At 61.7% G+C, this 26,945-nt stretch carries 25 protein-coding genes, 1 tRNA gene and 2 pseudogenes; 10 read left to right on the top strand and 18 right to left on the bottom strand.

Annotation, left to right across the window (positions count from 1 at the left end):
* The first annotated feature begins 121 nt into the window (after nt 1–121).
* Complete coding sequence (rnt, locus tag PD885_RS08735; RefSeq protein ID WP_087946418.1) at nt 122–763, top strand: ribonuclease T; 642 nt, start codon at nt 122–124, stop codon at nt 761–763.
* A gap of 234 nt (nt 764–997) precedes the next feature.
* On the opposite strand, the pseudogene PD885_RS08730 reads toward rnt, so the two are convergent.
* From PD885_RS08730 to rnr, 5 genes and pseudogenes are all read right to left on the bottom strand, one after another.
* Nucleotides 998–1,460 (bottom strand): annotated as a pseudogene (locus PD885_RS08730) (GGDEF domain-containing protein); the annotation flags it as partial.
* Nucleotides 1,461–1,805, bottom strand: coding sequence for a two-component regulator propeller domain-containing protein (locus PD885_RS22705; RefSeq protein ID WP_040762347.1), 345 nt, complete (start codon nt 1,803–1,805; stop codon nt 1,461–1,463).
* A 249-nt stretch (nt 1,806–2,054) separates the two neighbouring features.
* On the bottom strand, nt 2,055–2,804 hold the full coding sequence (gene rlmB / locus PD885_RS08720; RefSeq protein ID WP_002804425.1) for a 23S rRNA (guanosine(2251)-2'-O)-methyltransferase RlmB: 750 nt from the start codon (nt 2,802–2,804) through the stop codon (nt 2,055–2,057).
* Between the two features lie 196 nt (nt 2,805–3,000).
* Nucleotides 3,001–3,102: pseudogene (locus tag PD885_RS08715) on the bottom strand (GFA family protein); the annotation flags it as partial.
* Between the two features lie 129 nt (nt 3,103–3,231).
* A complete protein-coding gene (rnr, locus tag PD885_RS08710; RefSeq protein ID WP_088056810.1) occupies nt 3,232–5,754 on the bottom strand; it encodes a ribonuclease R in 2,523 nt (840 codons plus the stop codon).
* A gap of 121 nt (nt 5,755–5,875) precedes the next feature.
* Here rnr and PD885_RS08705 point away from each other — a divergent pair.
* A tRNA-Leu gene (locus PD885_RS08705) sits at nt 5,876–5,962 on the top strand.
* 205 nt (nt 5,963–6,167) lie between these two features.
* Here PD885_RS08705 and PD885_RS08700 read toward each other — a convergent pair.
* Together PD885_RS08700 and PD885_RS08695 are read right to left on the bottom strand one after the other, a co-directional pair.
* Nucleotides 6,168–7,601 (bottom strand): platelet-activating factor acetylhydrolase IB subunit, encoded by a 1,434-nt coding sequence (locus PD885_RS08700; RefSeq protein ID WP_088056809.1) that lies wholly within the window; start codon nt 7,599–7,601, stop codon nt 6,168–6,170.
* A 367-nt stretch (nt 7,602–7,968) separates the two neighbouring features.
* Nucleotides 7,969–9,150 carry an acyl-CoA dehydrogenase family protein gene (locus tag PD885_RS08695; RefSeq protein ID WP_082244205.1) on the bottom strand — a complete coding sequence of 394 codons (1,182 nt, stop codon included), beginning with the start codon at nt 9,148–9,150 and terminating at the stop codon, nt 7,969–7,971.
* 88 nt (nt 9,151–9,238) lie between these two features.
* Here PD885_RS08695 and PD885_RS08690 point away from each other — a divergent pair, with 88 nt between their 5' ends.
* From PD885_RS08690 to metH, 3 genes are all read left to right on the top strand, one after another.
* Nucleotides 9,239–10,234, top strand: a complete 996-nt coding sequence (locus tag PD885_RS08690; RefSeq protein WP_002804419.1) for an ArsR/SmtB family transcription factor — start codon at nt 9,239–9,241, stop codon at nt 10,232–10,234.
* Nucleotides 10,231–11,370 carry a homocysteine S-methyltransferase family protein gene (locus PD885_RS08685; protein ID WP_002804418.1) on the top strand — a complete coding sequence of 380 codons (1,140 nt, stop codon included), beginning with the start codon at nt 10,231–10,233 and terminating at the stop codon, nt 11,368–11,370. Before PD885_RS08690 ends, PD885_RS08685 begins: the two co-directional genes overlap by 4 nt.
* A gap of 172 nt (nt 11,371–11,542) precedes the next feature.
* Nucleotides 11,543–14,296: a methionine synthase gene (gene metH / locus PD885_RS08680; protein WP_002804417.1), complete on the top strand. Its 2,754-nt coding sequence runs from the start codon at nt 11,543–11,545 to the stop codon at nt 14,294–14,296.
* A gap of 271 nt (nt 14,297–14,567) precedes the next feature.
* On the opposite strand, the gene PD885_RS08675 is transcribed toward metH, so the two are convergent.
* Genes PD885_RS08675 through fucP form a run of 3 tightly spaced genes read right to left on the bottom strand, consistent with a single transcriptional unit; the run spans nt 14,568 to nt 17,994 of the window.
* Nucleotides 14,568–15,773 carry an AGE family epimerase/isomerase gene (locus PD885_RS08675; protein ID WP_088056808.1) on the bottom strand — a complete coding sequence of 402 codons (1,206 nt, stop codon included), beginning with the start codon at nt 15,771–15,773 and terminating at the stop codon, nt 14,568–14,570.
* A complete protein-coding gene (locus PD885_RS08670) occupies nt 15,770–16,756 on the bottom strand; it encodes a carbohydrate kinase family protein (protein WP_172404509.1) in 987 nt (328 codons plus the stop codon). The genes PD885_RS08675 and PD885_RS08670 overlap by 4 nt, the downstream gene beginning before the upstream one ends.
* Nucleotides 16,753–17,994, bottom strand: coding sequence for an L-fucose:H+ symporter permease (gene fucP, locus PD885_RS08665; protein ID WP_231895723.1), 1,242 nt, complete (start codon nt 17,992–17,994; stop codon nt 16,753–16,755). The genes PD885_RS08670 and fucP overlap by 4 nt, the downstream gene beginning before the upstream one ends.
* On the opposite strand from fucP, the gene PD885_RS22405 reads away from it, so the two are divergent.
* Nucleotides 17,966–18,088, top strand: coding sequence for a hypothetical protein (locus PD885_RS22405; protein ID WP_257784601.1), 123 nt, complete (start codon nt 17,966–17,968; stop codon nt 18,086–18,088). The two genes, fucP and PD885_RS22405, sit on opposite strands and share 29 nt — an antisense overlap.
* Here the strand turns inward: PD885_RS22405 and PD885_RS08660 are convergent.
* The 8 genes from PD885_RS08660 to PD885_RS08630 form a co-directional block, all read right to left on the bottom strand.
* A complete protein-coding gene (locus PD885_RS08660; protein WP_002804413.1) occupies nt 18,077–19,246 on the bottom strand; it encodes a LacI family DNA-binding transcriptional regulator in 1,170 nt (389 codons plus the stop codon). The two genes, PD885_RS22405 and PD885_RS08660, sit on opposite strands and share 12 nt — an antisense overlap.
* A 149-nt stretch (nt 19,247–19,395) precedes the next feature.
* A complete protein-coding gene (locus tag PD885_RS08655) occupies nt 19,396–20,133 on the bottom strand; it encodes a transporter (protein ID WP_002804411.1) in 738 nt (245 codons plus the stop codon).
* A 255-nt stretch (nt 20,134–20,388) separates the two neighbouring features.
* A complete protein-coding gene (locus PD885_RS08650; protein WP_002804409.1) occupies nt 20,389–21,096 on the bottom strand; it encodes a DUF2058 domain-containing protein in 708 nt (235 codons plus the stop codon).
* Nucleotides 21,097–21,114: 18 nt separating this feature from the next.
* A complete protein-coding gene (locus PD885_RS08645; protein WP_002804408.1) occupies nt 21,115–21,351 on the bottom strand; it encodes a SlyX family protein in 237 nt (78 codons plus the stop codon).
* Nucleotides 21,344–22,693, bottom strand: a complete 1,350-nt coding sequence (locus tag PD885_RS08640) for a UDP-glucose dehydrogenase family protein (protein WP_002804407.1) — start codon at nt 22,691–22,693, stop codon at nt 21,344–21,346. Before PD885_RS08640 ends, PD885_RS08645 begins: the two co-directional genes overlap by 8 nt.
* A 24-nt stretch (nt 22,694–22,717) precedes the next feature.
* Nucleotides 22,718–23,641, bottom strand: coding sequence for an FKBP-type peptidyl-prolyl cis-trans isomerase (locus PD885_RS08635; protein WP_231892735.1), 924 nt, complete (start codon nt 23,639–23,641; stop codon nt 22,718–22,720).
* The gene (locus tag PD885_RS22005; RefSeq protein WP_231892768.1) at nt 23,559–23,744 is read right to left on the bottom strand and encodes a hypothetical protein; all 186 of its coding nucleotides are present in this window, start codon (nt 23,742–23,744) and stop codon (nt 23,559–23,561) included. Before PD885_RS22005 ends, PD885_RS08635 begins: the two co-directional genes overlap by 83 nt.
* A 35-nt stretch (nt 23,745–23,779) precedes the next feature.
* Nucleotides 23,780–24,337, bottom strand: coding sequence for a glutathione peroxidase (locus PD885_RS08630; protein ID WP_002804403.1), 558 nt, complete (start codon nt 24,335–24,337; stop codon nt 23,780–23,782).
* 133 nt (nt 24,338–24,470) lie between these two features.
* Between PD885_RS08630 and PD885_RS08625 the strand changes: the two genes are divergently transcribed.
* Genes PD885_RS08625 through PD885_RS08610 form a run of 4 tightly spaced genes read left to right on the top strand, consistent with a single transcriptional unit; the run spans nt 24,471 to nt 26,936 of the window.
* On the top strand, nt 24,471–24,716 hold the full coding sequence (locus tag PD885_RS08625) for a hypothetical protein (RefSeq protein WP_002804401.1): 246 nt from the start codon (nt 24,471–24,473) through the stop codon (nt 24,714–24,716).
* A 2-nt stretch (nt 24,717–24,718) separates the two neighbouring features.
* The gene (locus PD885_RS08620) at nt 24,719–25,081 is read left to right on the top strand and encodes a GntR family transcriptional regulator (RefSeq protein WP_002804400.1); all 363 of its coding nucleotides are present in this window, start codon (nt 24,719–24,721) and stop codon (nt 25,079–25,081) included.
* A complete protein-coding gene (locus PD885_RS08615; protein ID WP_002804398.1) occupies nt 25,078–25,953 on the top strand; it encodes an ABC transporter ATP-binding protein in 876 nt (291 codons plus the stop codon). Before PD885_RS08620 ends, PD885_RS08615 begins: the two co-directional genes overlap by 4 nt.
* On the top strand, nt 25,950–26,936 hold the full coding sequence (locus tag PD885_RS08610) for a hypothetical protein (protein ID WP_002804397.1): 987 nt from the start codon (nt 25,950–25,952) through the stop codon (nt 26,934–26,936). Before PD885_RS08615 ends, PD885_RS08610 begins: the two co-directional genes overlap by 4 nt.
* Nucleotides 26,937–26,945: the final 9 nt, after the last annotated feature.

The raw sequence follows: 26,945 nt of genomic DNA, 5'->3' as shown, positions 1-26,945 counted from the left end.
CCATGCCCCCTCCTTATCGTCGCTGCGAGCGCTTGGCAACTGAACCATCGCGGCAGCGACGGATGTCTAATGCGGCTGGTTATGTAGCTATGGCAGAGCCCGGCGTGCGACCTGCTAGGCTATGTGGATGAACGAACCGGTCGATCTGCAGCCTGCCACCTCCTTTTTACCCATGTCGCGGCGCTTTCGCGGCTATCTACCCGTCGTGGTGGATGTGGAAACGGGGGGATTCGACTGGAATAAGCACGCGCTGTTGGAAATTGCCTGCGTGCCGATCGAAATGGATGCTCAGGGGCGCTTTTTCCCTGGCGAAACCGCCAGTGCGCATCTGGTGCCCGCGCCTGGATTGGAAATCGACCCGAAGTCGCTGGAAATCACCGGCATCGTGCTCGATCACCCGTTCCGCTTTGCCAAGCACGAAAAAGACGCGTTGGATCATGTGTTCGCGCCAGTGCGTGCAGCGGTGAAGAAGTACGGCTGCCAGCGCGCGATCCTGGTCGGCCACAACGCGCATTTCGATCTGAACTTTCTCAACGCGGCAGTTGCGCGCGTTGGTCACAAACGCAATCCATTTCATCCGTTCAGCGTGTTCGATACGGTGACCTTGGCCGGTCTGGCGTATGGACAAACTGTGCTGGCACGCGCAGCGCAAGCAGCGGGGCTGGACTGGAACGCGGCCGATGCGCATAGCGCGGTTTACGACACCGAACAGACCGCACGGCTGTTCTGCACGATCGCCAATGCCTGGCCGGGGTCTGTTTGAGCTGGGATTTGGCATTGGAGATTGACAAAGGCACGGTGTTTTTACGGGTTGAAATACCTTCCTGCTGAAGCTGCAACCGAATAGCAGTTGGCTTTGGGCTGCACCGCCCCGTTGGGCCGTACTCTCATCCGCCCTCCGAGCACCTTCTCCCCATAAGGAGATAATGTCCCGCAGGAGGGGGTGCAAGGCACCTCGCTTTTACTATTTCCGATTTCCGATTTCCGATTTCCCAGCCTAGTCCACGCAAATCCGGTCGCGCCCTGCACACTTGGCGTCGTACAAGGCATGGTCGGCGCCCTGCATCAACGACGTTCCGGTGTCGTCATCGTGTAGTTCAGCCAGGCTGGCGCAAAACGTCACCTGCAATTCGTCCACGCCGCTCCAGTCGTGGCGCTTATGGGATAGCGTGCGGATACGCAGGCACAGCACCTTTGCCTCGTCCAGGGTGGTGTTGGCCAACAGCAAGACGAACTCTTCGCCGCCCAGGCGCGTGCGGTCGCCCGCTGGCGTGCGACTAATGGTGGTTGATGCGCTTGAAATGATCGATATCCAGAATCGCCAACGCTAACGGCCGACCGCTGCGACGTGCATGACTGATGTCGCGCGCCAGTGCTTGGTCGAAGTGACGACGATCGGGCAGGCCGGTCAACGCATCTTCGTGCGCTTGGCGCTCGAAGATGTCAGACTTGATGCGTAATCACGTCACATGCGCGGGCAGACTTGGGCGCGTATTGCGATCGATGACACTGAATTCCATCCCGTTGCAGCGCACCAGGCTTTCCCAGGTGGTAAACCATAGGTTGCCGTCGCGGGTCTGCGCGATATCGCGTATAGAGTTGTGCGGCAACCCGTTGTGCGAGCTCCAGCTGTCGCTCGCGTGATCGCATGATCGTGCGGGTGCGGGTGCAGCAAGCGAGCACAACGCCAACAGCAGGCAGGCGCCAACGCTGAGCCAACGCCGCCACGGCCTATCTCGTCGTTCTGACGCCTGGACATCGCATCTGCCCTCGCCCGTTTGCCAAGCGCCCAGCCCGTAGTTCATCAGACACACCACGCCGTTTGCTAGCGATACGGTAGGCAAAAACGCGGGCACGCGTTCGGCGACCGATGCGCACGCTGTCGAAAGTTTTTATGAAACGCCCTGCGCGTGCGAGTACCAATGCATCGGCAAGACAATCCGCGCTGTGTGGGTGGTTTGTAGAAGCGTGTAGACCAGCGCTCGGCCGGACGATGCGCTTTCGATATGCCGGTCGATGCGCGCGTGCGCCTTAGCCATCGCGCGCAAGCGCGATCAGGCGCCCAGGCGCTGACGCACGGCTTCAAACAAGGTCACACCGGCCGCGACCGAGACGTTGAGGCTTTCGATATCGCCCGGCATCGGAATCTTGACCAGACCATCGCAATGCTCGCGCGTGAGACGACGCAGACCATCGGCCTCGCCACCGAGCACCAGCCCGACATTGCCGTGCAGATCGACGCTATACAACGACGCCTCAGCCTCGCCAGCCAGGCCATACAGCCAAACGCCCTGTTTCTGGAGATCGCGCAGGCAGCGCGCCAGATTGGTCACCGCCACCACCGGAATGCGGTCGGCTGCACCGGCCGAGGTCTTGCGCACCGTCGCGTTGACCGTCGCCGACTTGTCCTTGGGGATCACCACCGCAGTGACACCGGCTGCCGCCGCGCTGCGCAGGCACGCGCCGAGGTTGTGCGGATCCTGCACGCCGTCCAGGACCAGCACCAACGCACGGCCTTCTGCTGCCTCGACCAGGCCCTCCAGTTCGTTCTCCGCCCACAGACGCGCGGCAGCGTAGCGCGCAGCCACGCCCTGATGGCGCACCTGCCCACCCACACCGTCCAGCGCCTGGGTATTGACCCGGCGCACATCGATGCCCTTGCGGCGCGCCTGTTCCTCGATCTCGGTGAGACGCGGATTCTTGCTACCGGCCTCGATCAACACCTCACGCACGTTGTCGGCGTCGTTCTCGACGGACGAGGCGACGGCGTTGACACCGACGATCCACTGATTCTGCTTGCTCATTGCGCGCGTATACAAAGAGATAAACGGGAATGGTAGGGCTTGCAGCCGGCCACGTCACGGCCAGGGCTTGCGAACCTGTGCGCAGTGACAGAAGGCACGCGAAAGAGGAACTGTCGAATGCCACGGTGGACGCGCCCAAGCTATGTCACGCACTGGCGGCTACCTCGTGTTGCGCAGCGCTGCTGTATGTGTGAAACATGCGGCAATGACAGATCGAGGCGTCTGACAGCGTGCCGCGCGCGTGAAACCGCACTGCGCCGCATTGGCAGCCATCGCTGTATTCGGCTTGTGTGTCCATCGTGATCTCGATGCGAGATACCTAGTACGGCAACCGATGCGAGCTAGGTGCTCGCATCGGCATGAAAGCGTACTCAACACTCCAGCATGCGACGAGCAGCCGTTACCTAGCTGCTCGCAATGCGATCTATCAGTATGGCTTCTTCTTGCGCTTGGACGGCTGCGCGCGCGGTAGCGGCGGCGGCTCGGGCGCGTCGCCACGATCTTCTGCCAGACGGAAGTCGATCTTGCGCTCTTCCATGCTGGCCTTGAGCACCAATACACGCACCGGGTCGCCCAGACGGAACGCGCGGCCACGGCGCTCGCCGCTGAGTGTCTTGCGGATCGGATCGAACTGGTAGTAGTCCTGCGGCAACTGGGTGACATGCACCAGGCCGTTGACCTTGGACTGAGTCAGCTCCACGAACAGACCGAATCCGGTCACACCGCTGATCACGCCATCGAACTGGCCACCAACATGCTTCTCCATCCACGCGGCGCGATAGCGCTCGTCGACTTCGCGCTCGGCTTCGTCGGCACGCCGCCCACGCTCGGAACACTGCAGCGACAATGCCGCCATCTGGCGCGGGGTGTAGATGAACTTCTCCGGGCTGGCCCCAGTCAACGCATGCTTGATGGCGCGATGCACCAGCAGATCCGGATAACGCCGGATCGGCGAGGTGAAGTGCGCATACGCCTCCAACGCCAGACCGAAGTGGCCGTTATTCTCAGGCGAATACACCGCCAGGCTTTGGCTGCGCAGCAGTACCGATTCCAGCAACGCCGCGTCGGGACGCGCACGCACTTTCTTCAGCAGCTTGGTGTAGTCGCCAGGGCGCACCTTGCTCCACGCAGGCAGGCTCAGTTGAAACTCCTTGAGGAATTCCAGCAGGTCTTCGAACTTGCTCTCCGGCGGTCGCTCATGCACGCGGTATGGTGCAGGCACATGCATGCTCAGCAGATAGCGCGCCGCCTCGACGTTGGCGGCGATCATGCATTCTTCGATCAGCTTGTGCGCATCGTTGCGCACCAGCATGCCGGCCTGGGTGACCTCACCGGTGTTGTCGAGCACGAAGCGCACTTCGGAGGTTTCGAACTCGATCGCGCCGCGATGTGCGCGCGCCTTCGACAGCACGTTGTACAGCTGATGCAAACGCTGTACCTGCGGCAACAACGGGCCGATAAACGCCTTGGTATCGGCGTCGTCTTCGCCGACCGCCTTCCAGACCTGGGTGTAAGTCAGCCGTGCATACGAATTCATCACCGCTTCGTAGAAGCGCGAGCCGGTCACTTCACCATCGCGTCCCACCTGCATGTCGCAGACGAAGCACATGCGATCGACCTTGGGCATCAGCGAGCAGATGCCGTTGGACAATGTCTCCGGCAGCATCGGCACCACAAAACCCGGGAAATACACCGAGGTGGCACGCTTTTGTGCTTCGTCGTCCAGCGTCGTACCCGGGCGCACATAGTTGGACACGTCGGCAATCGCCACCACCAGACGGAAGCCGTCGGCGTTGGGTTCGCAATACACCGCGTCGTCGAAATCCTTGGCGTCTTCGCCATCGATGGTGACCAGCGGCATCTGCCGCAGATCCACGCGCCCGCCGATCATGCCGGGCTCGACCACCAACGGCACGGCGGCCGCTTCGTCCAGCACTTCCTGCAGAAATTCGTGCGGCAGTTCGTGGCCATGGATCGCCATTTCCACCACCAGCGACGGGGTCAGCTTGTCGCCGAGCACCGCGATGATCTTGCCGATCGCAGGGCGACGCGCGTCCGGCGGCGCGATCAGTTCGCACACCACCAACTGGCCCTCGCGCGCCTCGCCGATACCATCCGGGGCGATCTGCACGTTGCGCTGCACACGCTTGTCGTCCGGGTCAACGTAGGCCACGCCGTGCTCATAGAAAAAGCGCCCGATCATGCGCGACATGCGGCGCTCGATCACACGCGCAATTGCGCCTTCGCGACGGCCGCGGCGGTCGATGCCGGTAACGTTGGCAAGTGCACGATCGCCGTGCATCACCTTGCGCATTTCGAACGGCGGCAGGAACAGATCGTCACCACCTTCGTCCGGCTTGAGGAACCCGAAGCCCTCCGGATTGGCGATCACCACACCGGCAATCAAACTGGTCTGCTGCACCGGCGCGTAGCCGCCGCGGCGGTTCTGCACCAGCTGCGCTTCACGCACCATCGCAGCCAGGCGCTTGCCCAGGGCATCGATGCGGTCGCTCAGATTCAATTGCTCGGCAATTTCCTCGGCGGTCTGCGGGCCATCGCAGGCTTCGAGCAACTGCAGAATGGCTTCACGGCTTGCGATCGGCTCGGCGTAACGCAATGCCTCGCGGTCAGCGTGCGGATCTTTGAATTCCGCAGCAGCGGGCTGCAACCCTTCCGGCGGCGGTGCAGGCGGGCCGCTCTTGCGCGGATGCGGTGCGCGTGGCGCTGGCGGCAGCGGCGGCATTGCCGGAAGCTCCGGCGAGGCGGCTTTCAAGGCTTTGTCGGCAGCGCGCTTGTTCGCGGACTTGGTCGACGCGCCAGCGGCGGCACGGACCAGGAAGTCCGGCATCCAGCCCGGCAACTTCTGTTTCTCGGCGGTGGTGGACTCGCCCGGGCTGGTGGATGTGCGGCGACTGGGCCGATCGGAATCTGGAATATTTTTCTTTGTCATTGCCCACATGGTAACCCTTGCAGCAGCGACATGGGCAGCAAGGCCGGCTTAGCCGTTGACGATTGCCGCTCGCAAACCGTTGACAAGCCCACCAGGAGCCTGCAAGATTTGCGGCTCACCTGCCCAGGTGGCGGAATTGGTAGACGCACTAGCTTCAGGTGCTAGCGGGGGTAACTTCGTGGAGGTTCGAGTCCTCTCCTGGGCACCAGCTTAAACAGACCTCCGAGCGATCGGGGGTCTTCTGGTTTCTGGGGTGTGAATAGTTGGGCTGCATGTGTCGCCGGTCTGCTGGAGCGACCTGATCGACCAAGAAGGCAAAGATTCGACCTTAGGACTGCCGGGGTTAGTCACCGCGCCGCCGAATGCGGCCCAGCGCGACAACAACGCCGTATACCACGCTGCGGTCACTTTTTTTACGGCGAGGCCGTGATCCCCGCCTCACGCAGCGCCTGTGCCCAGATCTTGTAGCCCGCCTCGCTAGGATGCGTGCCGTCGGGCATCAGCGCTTCGGACAAGGTGCCGTCAGGCTGCAGCAATTGGTTACTGATATCGACCAGACGCACAGACGGGTCATTGCCGTAACGCGCGGCCAGCAGCCGATTGGTTTCGGTGATCGGCGCGCGGTGCAGATCGCTGGCGTTGCGGCCGCGCGGCATAATCGCCATCAAAATCAGCTTGCTATTAGGCAGGCGGCGGTGCACCTCGTTTACCACGGCCTCCACGCCCTGTGCGGTTTCGGCCGGCGTACTCGCACGCGATTGCGCAGTGCCGACGAGATTATTGGTGCCTATTTGCAGCACGACCCAGCGCGGATCCAGGCAGTCGAGCTCACCTTGACGAATCCGCCACAGCACGTTCTGGGTGCGGTCCCAGCCAAAGCCAAGATTCAGTACCGGCCGCGTGCCGTATAACCACTGCCAAGAATGCGCGCCGCTGACCCGGGTGGCCTGCGGCGGGCCGGCCCAGAAGTGCGTAATCGAATCGCCGATCATCACCACCTCAGGCTTCAACGTAAGCGCTATGGCGAGCGCAGCATGGTGGCGTGCATACCAATCGTAGGAATCCCGCTCCAGCCAATCGACCGGCAACAGCGAGGTCGCAAAATCCCGGCCCAGTTCGGCGACCGGCTTGACCGGCGGTTCGCCCTGCAAGCGTGCCAAGGTCGGCTCGACCGCTTCGGCCAGCATGCGTTGACCTTGCGTGTCCGGATGCAAGGCGCCGGCTGGTGGGCGGAATCGGGTGTCGTAGAACAATTCAGTGCGCAGCTTGCCGTCGCGCAAAAAGACCGACCCGACATCCAGATAGCTCACGCGCGGGTTGTCGCCGTAACGCACGGCCAAGCCCTGGTTGATCTGCGCATCGCGGCGCGACTTTTCGCTAGAAATATCGCTGGGCAGCACGCTCAACAACAGAATGTGCGTGCTCGGCAATTTTTGCTCGATCGCCGCGACCACCGCGTCGATGCCGAGTTGGGCCTGCTCTGCCGTCTGACCAAGATGGCCAGTGTTGTTGGTACCGATCAGCACCAACGCAACTTTGGGTTGCAGACCGTCGACTTCACCATTGGCCAATCGCCACAACACGTTTTCGGTACCGTCGCCACTGAAGCCCAGATTGAGTGCGCCACGGCTGCCGTAAAAAGTCTGCCAGGTCGGCTGGAAGTCTTCGTCAGGTGCTTCGGCTTTTTCATAGTTCTGGGTGATCGAATCGCCGATCAGTAGCAGCGGCGTGTCTGGATGGCGCTTGACCTCTTCCAGCACCTGCGCATGCCGCTGCGCCCACCAGGCTTCCTGCAAACGGTCGGCCGGAACAATCGAAGGCGGCAGGGGGTGCGCAAGTGTCGGCATGGCGATACCCAAAAAGCATATGCATGCGGCGAAGCCCGCCAAGACGGCCGACCGCACACGGCGACGAAGCAAATACGAGAGCAGGGACATGAGCACACCGGCTGATCGGGAGCCAGCCGATTATGGTCTGCCTCTGTGCGCGGCCACAAGCGGCGGCGGCGCGCGCCGATAAGCGCATCGTACATGTGTCGATACCGCCCCGCCGCCCTGGCCCCTTTGTGAGCGAGCACTTCGACGCTGATCGATTTCGGCAGGCGATCAGCCGATCACTGGGTCGTCCACATGCATGTGCAGAAACACGTGCCTCACACCATCAGGCAGCACGCTCCAGCAACACCACCTCCGCAGTGCGCTGGAACATGCGCATTTAGCGCAGACCGGTCTCGCCGCGCGCAATCACCAGCCGCTGGATTTCCGAGGTTCCTTCATAAATCTCGGTGATCTTGGCGTCGCGGAAATAACGCTCCAGCGGCATTTCCTTCGAGTAGCCCATGCCGCCGTGGATTTGCACCGCCTGATGAGTAATCCACATCGCCGCTTCCGAGGCAGTGAGCTTGGCCACCGCCGCTTCGGTACCGAACTTCTGCCCCTGACCCTTCAACCAGGCCGCGCGCATCGTCAGCAGCAACGCTGCGTCCAGCTTGCACTTCATGTCGGCGATCTTGGCCTGGGTCATCTGAAAAGTGCCGATCGCCGCACCGAAGGCCTTGCGCTCCTTCACGTAGGCCAATGTGGCCTCGTATGCAGCACGCGCGATCCCCACCGCCTGCGAGGCAATGCCGATACGTCCAGCATCCAGCACGCTCATTGCGGTCTTAAAACCCTCGCCTTCCACGCCAAGTACCTCATCGGGCTGAGCGATGTAATCGGCAAACTCGATTTCGCAGGTGGCCGAGGCACGGATGCCCAGCTTGGGCTCGGTCTTGCCGCGGTGAAAACCGGCGCGGTCGGTGTCGACCATAAACGCAGTGATGCCGCGCGTGCCCTCGTCCGGCGCGGTCACCGCAAACAACACGATGTACCTGGCCACCGGGCCGGAGGTGATCCAGCTTTTCTTGCCGTTGATCACGAAGCTGGCGTCGGCGTGTTTCACCGCGCGGCAACGCATGGCCGACGCATCCGAACCAGACTGCGGCTCGGTCAGGGCGAATGCGCCGATATGCGTGCCTTCGGCAATCGCGCGCACGTACAACTGCTTCTGCGCCTCGCTGCCGTTTTTGAGAATGCCGGTGCAGAAAAGCGAGTTGTTGACCGACACGATGGTGGAGTGCGCGCCATCGGCAGCGGCGATCTCGATCATCGCCAGCGCGTAGCTGATCGGGTCCATGCCGGCGCCACCGTACTCGGCCGGTACTTCAATGCCCATCAGGCCGTTTTCGCCGAGTAGGCGAATGTTATCCAGCGGAAATTCGCCACTGCGGTCGAACTGCTCGGCGCTGGGGGCAATCTTTTCCTGCGCGATGCGGCGCGCCACATCCTGGATCATCAATTGTTCTTCGGTAAAGCTGAAATCCACGGCGCACCCCTCCAGGCTTGAGCTGAGCCCCATTGTAACGCCAACCATTCGCATGCGTATGCAGTTGACCGCACCTGCTGCCCGGTCGAAAATATCTCCATATCGCGATATAGAGATATTCATGGATCTGGAAGACTGGTCGGCCCGCCTGAAAGTGTTTGCCGACGCCACCCGAGTCCGCCTGCTGACCTTGCTGGAGCAGGAAGAACTCACCGTGGCCGAGCTGTCGGCCATAACCCGTCTGGCCCAGCCACGCGTGTCCACGCATCTGGCCAAGCTCAAGGAAGCCGGGCTGGTGCGCGACCGCCGCGCTGGCGTGTCGGCCTATTACCGGTTCGACGAAGTGTCGCTGGACCCGGCCCAGCGTGCCTTGTGGCTGGCGCTGAGCACAGGCAGCGACGACCCACTGCTGCGCCAGGACGCCGAGCGCGTGGCCGCGGTGCTGGCCAACCGCGCCGCCGACCAGAACTGGGCCGATTCGGTGGCCGGCGACATGGAGCGGCATTACTCCCCGGGCCGCACCTGGGAAGCGCTGGCGCGCACTGCACTACCCTTGCTGGAAACCGGCGACGTGCTCGACATCGCCTCCGGCGACGGCGTGCTGGCGGAATTGGTGGCACCGCACGCCACCCGCTACATCTGCATCGATACCAGCGCGCGCGTTGTTGCCGCCGCCAGCGAGCGCTTGCGCAAGCTGCGAAATGTGGAAGTGCGCGAAGGCGATATGCATGCGTTGCCGTTCCCGGATGCCAGCTTCGACTTGGTGGTATTGATGCACGCGCTCACCTACGCGGCCAAACCAGCGCAGGCGGTGGCCGAATCCGCGCGCGTTCTGCGCCCCGGCGGCCGGCTGCTGTTGTGCAGCCTGGCCAAACACGAACATCGCGCGGCCGTGCATGCCTATGGCCACGTCAATCTCGGCTTTGCGGCCAAGGAATTGCGCAAGTTCGCCGAGAAAGCCGGGCTGGAGGTGTCCAGCCTGGAGACGGTGACGCGCGAAAAGCGTCCACCGCATTTCGAAGTGATCTCGTTGATTGCGACGAAGCCGGCAATCGGAAATCGAGATGCTGGATTGGATGAAAACAAGCGCATTGCCTCGCAGAGAACCGGATCATGACGCCTGCACAACTCCCTAATGCCCACTCCCCAATCTCATTCTCATTACCTTGGCTACATCCCGAGCGCGCTGCCGAGCTCAACGCTGCGCTGCGCGAACGCATCCTCATCATCGATGGCGCGATGGGCACCATGATCCAGCGCCACGACCTGCAGGAGCCCGATTACCGCGGCACCAGGTTTGCCGATGGCTACGACAGCGCGCATGTGCATGGCCCCGGTTGCGATCACGCGCATGCCCCGGAAGGCCACGATCTCAAGGGCAACAACGACCTGTTATTGCTGTCGCGCCCGGAGATCATCGCCGGTATCCATCGCGCCTATCTGGATGCAGGTGCCGATCTGCTGGAAACCAACACTTTCAATGCGACCTCGGTGAGCCAGGCCGACTATCATCTGGAACACTTGGTCTACGAATTGAACAAGGCCGGCGCACAGGTCGCTCGTGCGTGTTGCGATGAAGTCCAAGCGCTGACGCCGCACAAGCCGCGCTTTGTGATTGGTGTGCTGGGTCCCACCAGCCGCACCGCCTCGATCAGCCCCGACGTCAATGACCCCGGTTACCGCAACACCAGTTTCGATGCCTTGCGCGAAACCTATCGCGAAGCCATCGACGGTTTGATCGACGGCGGCGCGGACACACTGATGGTGGAAACCATCTTCGACACGCTTAACGCCAAGGCTGCGCTGTATGCGATCGAAGAAGTGTTCCAAGCGCGCGGCGGACGTTTGCCGGTGATGATCTCCGGCACTATCACCGATGCGTCCGGTCGTACCTTGTCCGGCCAGACTGCCGAAGCATTCTATGCATCGGTGGCGCATGGACGGCCGTTATCGGTAGGCCTGAACTGCGCGCTCGGCGCCAAGGATCTGCGCCCGCACGTGGAGACGCTGTCGCAGATTGCCGACGCCTACGTCAGCGCACATCCAAACGCCGGCCTGCCGAATGCATTCGGCGAGTACGACGAGACGCCGGAAGAAATGGCTGAAACCCTGCGCGAATTCGCCCAAGCCGGCTTGCTCAATTTGGTCGGCGGTTGCTGCGGCACATCGCCCGACCACATCCGCGCGATCGCCGAAGCGGTGGCCGATCTGCCGCCGCGGCAGTTGCCTGGTTTGCAGGACCTGGCGGCGTGATGCAGCACGCACGCCACCGTCGGCCTTGCGGGCACCTTCTCGCGCGCGCCGAAGAAGGAAACGGCGCGACGCCGCTTGTAGCAGGCGCGCAGCGCCGGATGAGGGCCAGCCGGCAGCGCCGATCACTCTTTGTCCGGCTGCGCGCGCGGCAGCCTTCCTGTTTGGGCATTACATGAGTACTCCCCGCTACACCCGCCTGTCCGGCCTGGAACCACTGGTCATCACCCCGGACCTGTTGTTCGTCAACGTCGGCGAGCGCACCAACGTCACCGGCAGCGCGCAGTTTCGCAAGCTGATCAAGGAAGAACGCTACGAAGAAGCGGTGGACGTGGCCCGCCAGCAGGTCGCCAGTGGTGCGCAGATTCTTGACGTCAACATGGACGAGGGCCTGATCGACTCCGAAAAGGCGATGACGCGCTTTCTCAATCTGATCATGTCCGAGCCGGACATTGCGCGCATTCCGGTGATGGTCGATTCGTCCAAGTGGAGCGTGATCGAAGCAGGCTTGAAGTGTCTGCAAGGCAAGAGCGTGGTCAACTCCATCTCGCTCAAGGAAGGCGAAGCGGTCTTTATCGAGCAGGCAGGCAAGGTGCTGCGCTATGGCGCCGCTGCAGTGGTCATGGCGTTCGATGAAGTGGGCCAGGCCGATACCTGCGCACGCAAGGTCGAGATCTGCACGCGTGCCTACCAGGTGCTGACCGAACAGGTCGGCTTTCCGCCGGAAGATATCATTTTTGACCCGAATATCTTTGCCGTTGCCACCGGCATCGAGGAGCACGGCAACTACGCGGTGGACTTCATCGAAGCCACGCGCGCGATCAAGCGCACGCTGCCGCACTGCCATATTTCCGGCGGCGTTTCGAATGTGTCGTTCTCGTTCCGCGGCAACGAGATGGTACGCCAGGCGATCCATTCGGTATTCCTGTTCCATGCGATCAAGGCCGGCATGGACATGGGCATCGTCAATGCCGGCGGCATGCCGATCTACGACGAACTGGACCCGGAGCTGCGCGAGCGCGTGGAGGACGTGATCCTCAACCGCCGCAAGGATGGCACCGAGCGTCTGCTGGAAATCGCCGAACGTTACAAGGGCAGCAAGGGAGCGGCGAAAATCAAGGACCTGGGCTGGCGCGAGAAGCCGGTGCGTGCGCGCCTGGCGCACGCCCTGGTGCATGGCATCGATGCGTTCGTGGAAACCGATACCGAAGAAGCTCGTCAGCAATCCACGCGCCCGCTGGATGTCATCGAAGGTCCGTTGATGGACGGCATGAACGTGGTTGGCGACCTGTTCGGTGCCGGCAAGATGTTCCTGCCGCAGGTGGTCAAATCCGCGCGCGTGATGAAAAAAGCCGTGGCGTATCTGCTGCCGTATATCGAGGCGGAAAAGCTGCGCACCGGCGATGTCGGCAAGTCCAACGGCAAGATCATCATGGCCACCGTCAAGGGCGATGTGCACGACATCGGCAAGAACATCGTCGGGGTGGTGTTGGCATGCAACAACTTCGACGTGGTGGATCTGGGTGTGATGGTACCGGCGCAGGTGATCCTGGACCGTGCGCGTGCGGAAAATGCGGATTTGATTGGTCTTTCCGGCCTGATCACGCCGTCGCTGGAAGAAATGTCGCATGTGGCGCGCGAAATGCAGCGGCAAGGTTTCGAGATTCCGTTGTTGATCGGTGGTGCCACGACCTCGCGGGCGCACACCGCGTTGAAGATCGACCCACATTACGCCGCGCCGACCGTGTGGGTGAAGGACGCCTCGCGTGCGGTGGGCGTTGCGCAATCGCTGATTTCGCGCGACCTGCGCCAGGCCTTCGTCGCCGCCAATAATGCCGACTACGCAGAGATTCGCGCGCGCCACCGCAATCGCGGCGATGCAAAGCGACTGGTGTCGCTGGAGAAAGCACGTGCACAACGTTTCGATGGCGATTGGGACACCTACACCCCGCCCACTCCGCGTCAGCCAGGCGTGCACGTGTTCGACGATTACCCGCTGCAGGAGTTGATCGAGCTGATCGACTGGACCCCGTTCTTTCAGGCTTGGGAACTTGCCGGCAAGTTCCCGGCAATCCTCAGCGATGAAGTGGTCGGCACGCAGGCGAGTGAGTTGTATCGCGATGCGCGACGCATGCTCAAGCGCATCGTCGAAGAGAAGTGGCTCACCGCCAAAGCAGTGGTCGGGCTGTGGCCGGCGAATAGTGTCGGTGATGATGTGGAGCTGTTGACCGAGCCTGCGGAATCGGGAAGTGGGAGTCGGGAATCGCAACGCAGTGCGCAAGCGCTCGACCATTCCCGATTCTCTATTCCCCATTCCCTGCATTTCTTACGCCAGCAAGTCGACAAACCCATCGACCGCCCCAACTTCTGCCTGGCCGACTTCATCGCGCCCAAGAGCTGTGGTAAGCAGGACTGGATCGGCGCGTTTGCGGTCACCGCCGGCATCGGCATCGACCCGCATGTTGCCCGTTTCGAAGCAGCGCACGACGACTACAACTCCATCCTGCTCAAGGCGCTGGCCGACCGCTTGGCCGAAGCCTTGGCAGAGCGCCTGCACCAACGCGTGCGTACCGATTTCTGGGGTTATGTCGACGACGAAAGCCTCGACAACGAAGCACTGATCTCCGAGCGCTATCGTGGTATCCGTCCGGCGCCGGGTTATCCCGCCTGCCCCGAGCACAGCGAGAAGCGCACATTGTTCGATTTGCTCGATGCCGAGCGCCACACCACGATGACACTGACCGAAAGTTTCGCGATGCTGCCCACCGCAGCGGTGTCCGGTTATTACTTCAGCCATCCCAAAAGCCAGTATTTCGTGGTCGGGCGATTGGGCAAGGAACAGGTCGCCGACTACGCAAAACGCAAGGGCATCACGCTGGCATTGGCCGAACGTTGGCTGGCATCGAATCTGGACTACGACCCCGAATAATCAATCGTCTGCAATGCGCAGGCTCGCTGGTATGCGAGCCTGCTATTGATGCGCCACCCTTCCGGTGCGCTGACTGCCTTTCGGCGCGACCGGGGGCGCCGGCAAGACACCAACACAAGCGTATCCATTAATGCCTTGCAGGGATTGCGACGGTCGCTCGCAAGCTGCAAGCTAAACAGCAAATTGCGTCCGTGTACCCTGACGAAAGATCGCCGAGCATAACTCGGCGATCTCAACTCCAAGGTCATCACACCTTGCCGAGCTCATCGTATTACGCAGCCGGCCGCAACACGTTCAAAACTTCGTAGCATGCGCCCATGGTGTGGTAGTCGGTCTTGCCGGCCGGGCTTTTCTCATCGCTGTACTTGCGGTTGTCTGCATCCAGGATGCGATACCACGCGCCATAGCGGTGGTCGATCATGTGCTTCCAGGAATAACCCCAAAGCTTGTCGTACCAGTGCCAATAACGCTCTTCGCCGCTGCGCTGCGCCAACAACGCGGCAGCGGCCAACGACTCTGCCTGCACCCAGAAATACTTGTCGTCATCGCAGACATTGCCGTCAGGGTCGAAGCCGTAATACAGACCGCCACGCTGCGCATCCCATGAACGCTCCACTGCCACATCGAACAGATGCTGCGCTGTCGGCAGCAACCAATCTGCCGGTGCGTAGCGATCCAGCAGCATCAGCAGCTTGGCCCATTCGGTCTGATGGCCCGGCTGGAAACCCCACGGGCGGAACAGATGCTTGGGATTGTCGCGGTTGTAGTCCCAGTCGATGTTCCATTGCAGATCGTAGTGCTCCCACACCAGGCCATCTGCCTTGGCCGCCTGACGCCGGGTCATGTTGTCGGCCAGCAACAACGCGCGGTTGAGATAGCGCTGCTCACCGCTCGCTTCGTACGCAGCAATCATCGCCTCGCACATGTGCATGTTGGCGTTCTGGCCGCGGTAGCTGGTGAAGTTGAACTGCGCGTCGGCCTCGTCACGATACAGGCCGAACTCCGGCTCCCAGAAATGCTTTTCCAGCAGTTGCCAGGTTTCGCCCATCCACGTGCGTGCTTTATCGACGCCGGCTTTCAATCCGCACGAATACGCCAGCAGCACGAACGCAACGCCGTAGCAATGATTCATAGCGTCTTCGACCACGCCATCGCGCAAGGTCCATGCATAGCCGCCGGTGCCCGGATTGCGATGCACATTACGCAGATAGTCCAGGCCGTGGCGTACAGCTTGCAGGTACTCGGCGTTGCCGAATTCGCGATAGGCCATCGCGTAGTTGAAAACGAAGCGCGTGCTGCTCACCAGATGCCGGTGCCCGGCGTCGTAGATGGAACCGTCATCGCGGAAATACTGGAAAAATCCGCCTTTCAGGTCGATCGCGTGCGGATGGTAGAACGCCATGGTGTCGGCGATATGCTGGCGCACTACATCAGCCGAGCGGAAGTTGGGGGCGGGGGTCGCAGGCAAACGACTCATGATTGTTCCTGGATCAAGGAATGGACCTCATCAACGCTCGGCATCGCGGCGAACGCGCCCTTGCGCGTCACCGCCAACGCACCAACTGCAGCGGCGAAACGAATCACCTCGGTGATCGCGGCCGCATCGGCACTCAATTGCTCAAGCGTGGATGCGCGCGCAGCCAGCTGATACAGCAAGCCGCCAACGAATGCATCGCCAGCTGCTGTGCTATCGCGCACCTGCACGTGGAATGCCGGCACCTGGCCGGAATCGTTGCGCGTCTGCCAATGCACCGGCCCGCCACCATCGGTGACCAGCAACCAGCTGGCCTTGCCTTGCCACAGCTTTTGCGTGACCGCGCTGGCATCGCCATCGAGTGTGCCAGCCAGGTAATCAAGCTCCTCACGCGAGAGCTTGACTACATCGGCCAACGCCAACGCGTCCCAGAGCAACGGTGAGGGGTTCACATCCTGCGGCCACAGCATCGGGCGCAGATTCAAATCCAGGCTGACGATAGCGCCATCGGCGCGCGCACGGCGCATGCCATCGAGCGTGCACTGCGCAATCTTCGGCTCGGTCATGCTGTTGGAGCACAAATGCAACACGGCTGCCTGCGCAAAACCGTCCGCGGCGAAATGCTCGGGGCGGAACAACAGATCCGCTGCCGGCGGGCGATAGAAGCTGAAGCTGCGCTCGCCCGCCTCGTCCAACGCAACGAAGGCCAGTGCGGTCTTGGCCTGATCTGTGCGCACGATGCCGTCAGTGACGACCCCGGCCTGTTGCAGGCTCTGCAGCAGGAAATCGCCAAACATGTCGCGCCCGAGCATACCGACAAAGTGCGCCGCGCCGCCCAGTCGCGCCACCGCAACGGCGACATTGGCCGGTGCACCGCCAGCGTATTGCGCGAAGGTGCGCGCCTCGTCCAGACCAGCTGACGGCAACGCCAGCATGTCGATCAAGGCCTCGCCAAAACACACGACCTGATTCTTGGCTGCATTCATGCGCGTGCCTCCGCCAGTGCGCCGCGCAGACGCGAGCCCCAGATACCGTAGAACACGATGTACAGATAGCACAGCAGCGGCAGCACGAACGACCCCTGCAGGCCGACGTTGTCGGCAAGCAGCCCCTGCAGATACGGCACGATGGCGCCGCCGACGATGGCCATGATCAACAGGCTGGAAGCACGGTCGGTCAACGGGCCGAGGCGCTCGATGCCCAGGGCGAAAATGGTCGGGAACATGATCGAATTGAACAGGCCGATCGCCACGAGTGCGTACACGGCCAGCATGCCGCCGCTGGCCATGGTCAGGCCCAACAGCAGCGCATTGATCGCAGCGAACACCGACAGCAGCACGCGTGGCGACAATTTGGCCAGCAACACCGAGCCGATGAAGCGACCGATCATCGCCAGCGTCCAGTATGCCGACACGTAATGGGTCGCCTCGCGTTCGGTAAAACCACCGATCTGCGGCAACGAGAAGTAATTGACCATCAGGCTGCCGATCGCCACTTCCGCACCGACATAGAAAAAGATCGCCAGCACACCAAAGCGCACATGCGGGTGACGCAACGCATCGAGTAATGAATGCTTGCTCTCGTCCCTCTGCGCGTTTGCGTCGATCAGTGCAGGCAGACGGAACAGAAACACGACGATCGCCAACAGGAACAGCACGATGCCCAGGCCGATATACGGACCCTGCACTGCCTGCGCTTCCTGCACGCGATAGGCCAGCTGCTTGGCTTCCGGCAGCACCTTGAGCTGATCGCCGCTCATCACGGCGTTGGAAAGGATCAGCCAGCCACCGAACAGCGGCGCGATCGCGGTCCCCAGTGAATTGAGCGCCTGCGCCAGGGTCAAGCGGCTGGACGCGCTACGCTCCGTCCCCAGCAGCGCGACATACGGGTTGGCCGCCACCTGCAAGATGGTGATGCCGGTGGCGAGTACGAACAACGCACCGAGAAATGCGCCGTAAATACGCAATTCCGCTGCAGGCCAGAAGCCCAGTGCGCCGACCGCAGCAACTGCCAAACCGGCCACGATGCCTTGCTTGTAGCCCAACCTGGCCACCAACCAACCGGCCGGCACCGACATCAGAAAGTACGCGCCGAAAAAGGTGAACTGCACCAGCATCGCCTGCGCGAAGTTGAGTTCGAACACGGCCTTTAAATGTGGAATCAGAATGTCGTTGAGGGAGGTAAGAAAGCCCCACATGAAAAAGATTGTGGTGACGACCGACAACGCGACACCGTTTTTGACGGGCGCCTTGTGGCCGCTGGGCACAGCGGATTGCGTGGAAAGGGAAACCATAGAAATTGCCTGGTCAGCGGCCTGAGGCCTTGGTGGGAGAATGGGCGGTAGAATCGATCGCGGGATGAAGCGGACGCAGTTTTGTTGGCGCGTAGGCGCTGCTCGCACGCATCTTCAATTCGACGGCAGCGGTCAAACGCCGAGAATCAAGCTCAGGGCTGCCGATTCGCTGCAGCACCAGTTGTGCGGCTTGCCCGCCACGCGCACGCGGGTCGGCGGCAAGCGTGGTCAATGCAGGAGTGAACAAGGCAGCCTCGGCGATGTCGTCGAAGCCGGTCACCGCAAAATCACGACCGGGGACAATCCCGTGCATCGTCAGCGCGGCCATCAACCCCAGCGCAACGCTGTCGTTGTAGCAAACCGCGGCAGTAGCATTCTGCGCAGCGCTGTCGAGCATGCGCGCAGCACACAGTGCGGCGTCCTGACGATTGGGCGCAGATTCAACGTAATGCACGGCCAGCCCTGCATCCGTCATCGCACGTGCATAGCCGGCCCGACGCTGGCGGCAGGAACTGGATTCGGCATGTCCGCCGAAAAAAACGATGCGCCGGTGACCTTGCGCGATCAAATGCTCGCCGGCCAGCAATGCGCCCTGCGCGTTGTCTAGCGCCAACAGATCCCAAGACGCGCCCTCTACTTCGCGGTTGAACAACACCACGTTGCGCTGGCGCCCGAGTACCTGCGTCAGCGCCTGCGCCTGGCTGCCTTCGGCCGGCGACAAGATGATCCCCGCCGGCGTGTGTTCCATCAGCGAGCTCAGCACCGCCTGCTGACGCTCGGTGGATTCGCCGGTGCTGCCGAGCAAGGTCACATAACCGGCCGCGCCCAGTGCTTCGTCCACGCCAGCGGCAAATTCGGCGAAGAACGGGTTGGACAGATCGTTGATGACCAACGCAATGCTGGAAGACGTACGGCGGCGCAGATTGGCTGCGGCACGGTTGTAAACGTAATTCTGCCGATCCAGTTCGGCCTCCACGCGCGCGCGCGTGGTCGCATGCACCAGCGGGCTGCCACGCAGCACCAGGGACACCGTCGCGCGGGAGACGCCGATCGCTCCGGCGATATCGCGCAACGTCACCGCACCGCGACGCACGCGACGCGCATCGGCATTATCCGGAACATCGGGCGTCGGTTTGGCATGCGTCACGTTGTAGGCGTTGCGGGGGAAAACATGCGCATGCATCCGGCGTTGATTGGATCGATCCAATTAAGCCTTTTCCGGGCAATCAATGCATGCGGCAGTGCAACATACCGGAGGCCCGCCATGAGCCATCAACGCGTAGGGCAACACTGTAACTAGGCGCCCGCCCATCGACTCCAACCGCAGACACGTCACTGAAACGCGATAGACAACCCAATACCACCTTGCCACTCGGGACTTTCCGATGTCAGTCCGCGCAACACCGAAACATCCAGTTGCATCGCATGCGGAAGCTGCCACGCGCCGCCAGCGCCAGCGACGCGCGAATGCTCGCTATCGGTGTCAAAGCCCGCTTCTACATAGCTGCTGAAATGCTCGCCGGAAAAGAACGTGTAGTTGGGCGAAAACGTCCAGTTGTGGCCGTCATCGTTGCGTGCATAGTTGACGTACACCGCCAACGCGCGCTCCTGCGCAAGATCCCAGGATGCGGTCACGCCAAGTTCGCGCGCGTAGCCATTGCTGAAAGCCGGGCTGCCGGTCGGCACGCTGTAGCTGACGAGCGCGGCCCAATGGAAACTGTCCGAGCGCGATGGCAATGCCACCTTCAGTCCGACATGGCTGTCGCCACCGCTGCGTACACGCGCAGCACCGTACTGCCAATTGTAGCTATCGCTCCCTACCTGCAGCTCGACGTTCTGGAACACGCCCAGACGCAGCAACGTATCGGCGGTGTATTGGGTGGTCCGCTGCCCGTCGCTGCGATCGGTGCTCGCGTCCGGCAAGCCTTGCTCCCAGGCAAACGCGCCAGGCTGCAGAACGTCGGCGGCAAACGGAATGCCGGGGCGATCGAACGCCAGCGCGTCTTCCGACTGCGCAGCCGCCTGCTGACTCACGACGCACAACGCGAGCATGGCTGCGACCAACGCCATGGAGCGAGCTGCGTGTAAACGCCAAACGTTCTGCGCGGCGAACGCTACCGACGTAGCGGCGCAGGACTTCAACACTTTCGACGACATGGACATGCGCGGCACCATCGGTAGGGAGGGAGCGACAACGCAACAGACCATAAGCCCGACTGCGTCGATCAGTGGCGTCATTCTGAATATTTGCTGATACTTGGAAAAATCAGTATTTGAACACTTAGCTGACCATGCCACGGGCAGTCGACAGGGCATAATTCGGTGTTACCAAACTAGGTCGTCGGGCACCTGATACTGAGGGTCTGCATACGGGTCGTCGCCTGCAGGCGCGTTCGGGTCCACCTTCAATGCCACCGATGGTGCGAACACCGCTTCGGCTTCGGCCAGCACCTCGGCGGTAACCAACAGATAGCGACCTTTGAGTTGCAGCACACCCAGTTCGCCTGCATTGAGCGCCTTGAGCTGATCGACGGTCACGTAGATGCGCTTGATCTTGCCGCCGTATGGGAAATGCCGGGCGATATCTGCATCGGCATGATTCAAGCCCTTGTCCTTGAGCAGCTCTTCGAGCTTGGCCTTGGCTTCGCGACGCAGGCGTGCTTCTTCCTGCTTGACGCGCTCGGCTTCGATGCGCTCGTCTTTTTCGCGCTGCGCACGGATCGCATAGGCCTTGGCCAGATCGATGTCTTCGCGAATGCGGGCCGGCTTGGGACCGCGCCGGTCGGTAGTGGCATGCGGCGGACGCGTCGACGTTGCAGGCTTGCCGTCGTTGCCACGATCGGGCCGGCCATCGTTTTTGCGCTCGCTCCTGCCATCGGTCGCCGCAGCGGCATGTGGCCGCTGCGGCCCCCTGCGCTGGCCCGGCTTGTTGCCATGCGGACGCGCGGCAGGCCGTGCGTCGGTTTTGCGTTCGGGCTTGGGTGAGGACTTGAAGCCCAACCCAAGCAACTGGTCACGTAAGGTATCGCTCATGGCGGCGGCAATCTGCAATCAATAGTGCGGAGGCGGCGGTTCATCCGCTGCATCGGCAAACAACGTTGAGCGCACCTTGCCCAGATCCTCGAGCAGGTGGCGGATCAATTCGGCATTGCGGGCGCCCGTCAAACGGGCGTCCGCAAGCGCTTCACTCAGTTCGTTCAGCGCCTGCTCCTGAAAGGAGAGGCGCGTTTCCAGTTCCACCAACCGCGCGTCCAGTTCCTGGTCGCGCGGCGAGAGTCGCTCATGCATGCAACGAACGGCCTCGTCCGATGGCGTAGTAAGCCAGACCTGCGGCTTCGATTTCTTGCGGGTCATACAGGTTGCGACCGTCGAACACGACACCGTCCTTCAATGCCTGCTTGATCTTGCCGAAATCCGGGCTACGGAACTGCTTCCACTCGGTAACCACAGCCAGTGCATCGGCACCTTCCAGTGCTGCAAATGCGTCGTCGCAGAAGGTCAGATCGTCGCGCTCGCCGAAGATGCGCTTGGCTTCATGCGTGGCTTCCGGATCGTAAGCACGCACAGTGGCACCGGCCTCCCACAACTGCGCCATCAAACGCCGGCTGGACGCTGCACGCATATCGTCGGTATTGGGCTTGAACGCCAAGCCCCATACCGCGAAGGTCTTGCCCGCGATACTGCCGTTACCTTCGGCGCCGTAGTGACGCTGCACCAGTTCGAACAAGTGCCCCTTCTGCGCGTTGTTGACGCTTTCCACCGCGTTGAGCAGGGTCGGCTCCATGCCGTATTGCTCGGCGGTCTTGGCCAATGCCTGCACATCTTTCGGGAAGCACGAGCCGCCGTAACCGGCACCTGGATAGATGAAGTGCCAGCCGATGCGCGGATCCGAGCCGATACCGTTGCGCACGTGCTCGACGTCCGCACCGACACGCTCGGCAATGTTGGCGATCTCGTTCATGAAGCTGATCTTGGTTGCCAGCATCGCGTTGGCCGCGTACTTGGTCAGCTCGGCCGAACGCACATCCATCTCGACGATACGATCACGGTTGCGATTGAACGGCGCGTACAGACGACGCATGCGTGCAATGGCTGCCGGCTTCTTGGCTCCGATCACGATGCGATCCGGACGCATGCAGTCGGCCACCGCGTCGCCTTCCTTGAGGAACTCAGGGTTGGAGACGACGTCAAACTCGTGATCCACGCCACGTGCATCCAACTCTTCCTGGATTGCAACGCGCACCTTGTCGGCGGTACCGACCGGCACGGTGGATTTGTTGACGATCACGGACGGGCCTTCGATGTGGCGACCCACGGTACGCGCAACAGCCAGCACGTACTGCAGGTCGGCACTACCGTCTTCATCCGGCGGCGTGCCCACGGCGATAAAGGTGATTTCGCCGTGCGCAATCGCCTCGACGGCATCGCTGGTGAAGCGCAACCGGCCAGAGGCATGGTTGGCTTTCACCATCGGCTCCAAGCCGGGTTCATAGATGGGAATCACCCCACGATTGAGACCATCAACTTTCGCCTGGTCGATATCCACGCAGATGACGTGATGACCTACTTCGGCAAGACAAGTACCGGTGACAAGACCAACATAGCCGGTACCAAAGATCGCAACTCGCATGGGTGGTGGTACTCCTGTGGGGGATCAGGGAAGGATACCCATCAGTTCGACATCGAACGTCAACGTTGCATCTGGTCCGATCGGCCCCCCCTGCGTGCCGTTCGGGCCATAGGCCAAGTTGGATGGAATCCAAAAACGATATTTCGAACCGACCGGCATCAACGCGACGCCCTCGGTCCATCCGGGAATGACTTGATCAAGACCGAACTCGGCCGGCTGACCGCGCTGATAGGAACTGTCGAACACCTGCCCGTTGAGCAGCTTGCCTTCGTAGTTCACGCGCACTTTGTTGGTGGGCATCGGGCGGTCGCCGCTGCCCTGACGCATCACCATGTACTGCAGGCCCGACGCGGTGGTGATCACGCCCTTCTCGGCCTTGTTCTTGGCGAGGAAGGCGTTGCCTTCTTCGCGATTCTTGGCACCGGCAGCGCCCTGTTTGGCAGAGGCAAACGCCTGCATGGTGGCCGCGGCTTCCTGCTGGGTGAGACGCGTGGTCCCCTTGGCAAATACGGTACGCACCGCTTCCATCAGGATAGACAGATCGATCTCATCCTTGATGCCGGCCAACGAAGGGCCGATAGCGCGATCGCCGAGCATCAGGCCAACATTTTCCTTGGATGGCGCGACTGGCGCGCTGCCCGGCGCCATGCCCGGTACCTGCTGGCCGTTACGCGCCGCCATTGCCGTGCGCAGCCCGGTATCGGTGGCCTGGGTCTGCTCTTCCGACAACAGCGGCTTACCGCCGTTGAATGCATTCTCGATGGCGCGTTGCATGGCGCTCAGATCGATGTCCTGGGCAATCGGCTCGAACGAGCGCGCTACGTCCATACCGATGGCGTAGCTCACGTTGTCGCGCGTGCTTTTCTCAGACGATGCGTTCAAAACTGGCTTCTCCTTGGTAGCCGCTGCGGCCGGTTGCTGCGCCATCGCCGGCAGCGATGTCGACATTGCTACCATCAGTAGCGACGCCGCCGCGCCGCGCTTTCCCATCTTCATTCGATGCACTTCCCGAGAGTGAAAAGACGCGCCACCGACGGCGCTGAATGCGCATTGTCGCATGCGCGCGCGGCGATGCGAGAACCGCGCTCAGCGCGACGGCGCTTTGAGTTCGCGTTCGATTGCGGCCAACACGCTCGTATCGTCCGGTTTGATCTTGCTGGGGAACTGCGCCACCACTCGTCCATCGCGACCAATCAAATACTTGTGGAAGTTCCAACCCGGTGCCACACCCGTGGCTTGCGTCAACCGCTGATACAGCGGCGTTGCTTCCTTACCAAGCACATGCACCTTCTCAAACATCGGGAACTTGACGCCATAGGTCAGCGTGCAGAATTCCTGAATCTGCTTCTCAGATCCGGGTTCCTGTCCTTGGAAATCGTTCGACGGGAAGCCCATTACCACAAAACCGCGGCTGCCGAAGCGCTGGTTGAGCGCCTCCAGCCCCTCGTACTGCGGGGTGTAACCGCACTTGCTGGCGGTATTGACCACCATCACGACCTTGCCGCCGTAGATACGGTTCAGGTTGATTGGCGCCTTGCCTGCCAGCGGCCGATAGTCAAGGTCCAGCAACGGGTTTCCGGCAGCTGCCGCCGAGGCAGAAAAAAATCCAACAAATACAACAACGAGCAGACGCTTGAGCAACATGAGCAACGCCCTTCAATTAGGTTGAGGCCACCCGCCGTTGCGGGGTGCCATCAGTGGGTACGACAGACAGTTGACTGCCCGCGCGCCGGTGTTATAGTTTAATACTACACTAGGAATCCAACGCAGGGGAAGCATGAACAGCCCACGCTTCACGCGACCAGTTCTGCTGCTGTTCGGCAACACCCTGTTTGCCATTGGTTGCCTGGGAGCTGCTTCCAGCCAGGTGACGAAGTCCGGCGCCGATTATGACGTGCCGCAGGCGGTTACGGAAAACGAGACAACTTTCTCCGGTGCACGCACCTGGGCTGGCCTGCATCTGCGCGCTTTACTGTGGATGCCCGACTTCTCCTTCGCGCAAGTTCTGCGCCCACGGAGCTGACTATGAACGACATTCAATGGAGCGACGGCGCTCCCATCTACCGCCAACTCAAGGAACGGGTCATTGCCATGATGCTCGACGGAATCTTCAAGCCTGGCGACGCCCTGCCCTCGGTACGGCAAGTGGCGGCCGACTATCAATTGAACCCCATCACCGTCTCGCGCGCCTATCAGGAATTGGCCGACGAGAACCTGGTGGAGAAACGGCGCGGCCTGGGCATGTTCATGACCACAGAAGCCGCACAGAAATTGCGCAGCAGCGAACGCGAGCGTTTCTTGAACGAAGAATGGCCCGCGGTGCTGGAACGTATTCAGCGTATTGGCCTGTCCATCGACGATCTGTTGCCACAGGGAAAAATATCATGACCGCCGTCTCCTCCGACCATGTGGTCGACGCGCGTGGCCTGCGCAAGGCTTACAAGCATCGGCTCGCGCTGGACAACACCAGCTTCACCATTGCCGCCGGCCGCATCGTTGGATTGATAGGCCCCAACGGCGCTGGCAAGACCACTGCGCTGAAGGCGGTGCTGGGGTTGACCGATTTCGACGGCGATCTGCATGTGCTGGGCATGGATCCGCGTATCCAGCGCAACGCACTGATGAACGAGGTCTGCTTCATTGCCGATGTTGCGGTGCTGCCGCGCTGGCTGCGGGTTGGCGAGGCGATGGATTTCGTTGCCGGCGTGCATCCGCGCTTCGATCGCGCCAAGTGCGAGCGCTTTCTGGCCAACACGCAGCTCAACCGCAAATCGCGGGTGCGCGAATTGTCCAAAGGCTTGATCGTGCAGCTGCACCTGGCGCTGGTGATGGCGATCGACGCACGCATCCTGGTGCTGGACGAACCGACTCTCGGCCTGGACATCCTCTATCGCAAGCAGTTCTACCAGCGCCTGCTAGAGGATTACTTCGACGAGCAGAAGACCATCATCGTCACCACTCACCAGGTCGAAGAGATCGAACACATCCTCACCGATGTGATGTTCATCCGCGAGGGCCGCATCGTGCTGACCACCGACATGGAGGGCGTGGCCGAGCGCTACACCGAAGTCTTGGTCAGTGCCGAACATCTCGATGCGGCCCGGGAACTGAAACCCACCGACGAGCGCAGCCTGCCGTTCGGCAAGACCGTGATGCTGTTCGATGGCGTGCCGAAAGAGCAGCTCGCCCGTTTCGGTGAAACCCGCAATCCCGGCTTAGCCGACCTGTTCGTTGCGGTCATGAAGGAGACCTACGCATGAATGCAGTGACCAACCAAGCATCTCCCGCACGCATTTTCGCCTGGCTGCTCAAACGCGAATATTGGGAACACCGTGGCGGCTTCGTGTGGGCACAGATCATCACCGGCGGTATCGCGGTGTTCTTCGCGCTGCTGGGCGCGGTCATCGGTGGGATCACCGCCCGCCGCAGCACGCTCGGCAACAGCATGTCGATGTCGGACATGGCCAAATACACGCACACGCTGGGCCAGGTCGGTGACAGCTTGCTGCTCGGCGGCATCGGCATCGCCTCTGTGGTGCTGGCGTTTGTGGTGTTCTTCTACGCACTCGGCAGCCTGTACGACGACCGCCGCGACCGCAGCGTGCTGTTCTGGAAATCGCTGCCTGTATCGGACGTGCAGACCGTGCTGTCCAAGGCCACGTGGGCGCTGCTGCTTGCGCCGTTGATCGCCATCGTGATCGGTGCGGCGGTTGGGCTGGCGCTGTGGTTGATCGCGATCGGTGGTGCATTGATCGCCGGTGTCCCCGCCCCCTGGGCGATGGCGACCCATTCGCACCCGTTCTCGCTGCTGTGGTTGTTGCTGAAAACCGTGCCGATGAGCTTGCTGTGGGCGTTGCCGACCATCGGCTGGCTGATGTTCTGCTCGGCCTGGGCCAACAGCAAGCCGTTCCTGTGGGCGGCGCTGTTTCCGCTGCTGGCCTGCGTGATGCTGAGCATTGTCTCGGCGATGCCGGGCGTGTCGCTGCCGATAGGCTGGATCTGGTACATCGTCGGCTATCGCGGCCTGCTCAGCGCCCTGCCCGGCAGCTGGTCGCCGCTTGCCGTCAGCGGCAATCTGGACAGCAGTAGCATGCAACACCCCAGCGATCTGGTGCAGTGGGCGCTGCTGCACACCGACAGCGCGCGGGTCTACGGCAGCCCGGATATCTGGATCGGTGCCGCAATCGGTAGCGCGCTGATTGCCGCGTCCATCTATCTGCGTCGTCGGCGCTCGGACGCCTGAGGACACACC

Source organism: Xanthomonas fragariae (assembly GCF_900183975.1).
In the GTDB taxonomy this organism is placed as follows: Bacteria; Pseudomonadota; Gammaproteobacteria; order Xanthomonadales; family Xanthomonadaceae; genus Xanthomonas; species Xanthomonas fragariae.
Note: the sequence above shows the minus strand (reverse complement) of the source record. Positions and strands in the feature narration are given on the sequence as shown.

Bases quoted from the DNA above. Each gene is read 5' to 3' on its own strand.
- PD885_RS08635 (WP_231892735.1), bottom strand. From the start codon at position 23,641: ATGTCGACATCGCTGCCGGCGATGGCGCAGCAACCGGCCGCAGCGGCT.
- PD885_RS08685 (WP_002804418.1), top strand. From the start codon at position 10,231: ATGACGCCTGCACAACTCCCTAATGCCCACTCCCCAATCTCATTCTCA.
- PD885_RS22705 (WP_040762347.1), bottom strand. From the start codon at position 1,805: ATGAACTACGGGCTGGGCGCTTGGCAAACGGGCGAGGGCAGATGCGAT.
- PD885_RS08625 (WP_002804401.1), top strand. From the start codon at position 24,471: ATGAACAGCCCACGCTTCACGCGACCAGTTCTGCTGCTGTTCGGCAAC.
- PD885_RS08660 (WP_002804413.1), bottom strand. From the start codon at position 19,246: ATGCATGCGCATGTTTTCCCCCGCAACGCCTACAACGTGACGCATGCC.
- PD885_RS08620 (WP_002804400.1), top strand. From the start codon at position 24,719: ATGAACGACATTCAATGGAGCGACGGCGCTCCCATCTACCGCCAACTC.
- rlmB (WP_002804425.1), bottom strand. From the start codon at position 2,804: ATGAGCAAGCAGAATCAGTGGATCGTCGGTGTCAACGCCGTCGCCTCG.
- PD885_RS08610 (WP_002804397.1), top strand. From the start codon at position 25,950: ATGAATGCAGTGACCAACCAAGCATCTCCCGCACGCATTTTCGCCTGG.
- rnt (WP_087946418.1), top strand. From the start codon at position 122: ATGTGGATGAACGAACCGGTCGATCTGCAGCCTGCCACCTCCTTTTTA.
- metH (WP_002804417.1), top strand. From the start codon at position 11,543: ATGAGTACTCCCCGCTACACCCGCCTGTCCGGCCTGGAACCACTGGTC.
- rnr (WP_088056810.1), bottom strand. From the start codon at position 5,754: ATGACAAAGAAAAATATTCCAGATTCCGATCGGCCCAGTCGCCGCACA.
- PD885_RS08640 (WP_002804407.1), bottom strand. From the start codon at position 22,693: ATGCGAGTTGCGATCTTTGGTACCGGCTATGTTGGTCTTGTCACCGGT.
- PD885_RS08670 (WP_172404509.1), bottom strand. From the start codon at position 16,756: ATGAATGCAGCCAAGAATCAGGTCGTGTGTTTTGGCGAGGCCTTGATC.
- PD885_RS08700 (WP_088056809.1), bottom strand. From the start codon at position 7,601: ATGCCGACACTTGCGCACCCCCTGCCGCCTTCGATTGTTCCGGCCGAC.
- PD885_RS08690 (WP_002804419.1), top strand. From the start codon at position 9,239: ATGGATCTGGAAGACTGGTCGGCCCGCCTGAAAGTGTTTGCCGACGCC.
- PD885_RS08615 (WP_002804398.1), top strand. From the start codon at position 25,078: ATGACCGCCGTCTCCTCCGACCATGTGGTCGACGCGCGTGGCCTGCGC.
- PD885_RS08650 (WP_002804409.1), bottom strand. From the start codon at position 21,096: ATGAGCGATACCTTACGTGACCAGTTGCTTGGGTTGGGCTTCAAGTCC.
- PD885_RS08675 (WP_088056808.1), bottom strand. From the start codon at position 15,773: ATGAGTCGTTTGCCTGCGACCCCCGCCCCCAACTTCCGCTCGGCTGAT.
- PD885_RS08655 (WP_002804411.1), bottom strand. From the start codon at position 20,133: ATGGCGTTGGTCGCAGCCATGCTCGCGTTGTGCGTCGTGAGTCAGCAG.
- PD885_RS22005 (WP_231892768.1), bottom strand. From the start codon at position 23,744: ATGCGCATTCAGCGCCGTCGGTGGCGCGTCTTTTCACTCTCGGGAAGT.
- PD885_RS08630 (WP_002804403.1), bottom strand. From the start codon at position 24,337: ATGTTGCTCAAGCGTCTGCTCGTTGTTGTATTTGTTGGATTTTTTTCT.
- PD885_RS22405 (WP_257784601.1), top strand. From the start codon at position 17,966: ATGAAAAAGATTGTGGTGACGACCGACAACGCGACACCGTTTTTGACG.
- PD885_RS08645 (WP_002804408.1), bottom strand. From the start codon at position 21,351: ATGCATGAGCGACTCTCGCCGCGCGACCAGGAACTGGACGCGCGGTTG.
- PD885_RS08695 (WP_082244205.1), bottom strand. From the start codon at position 9,150: ATGGGGCTCAGCTCAAGCCTGGAGGGGTGCGCCGTGGATTTCAGCTTT.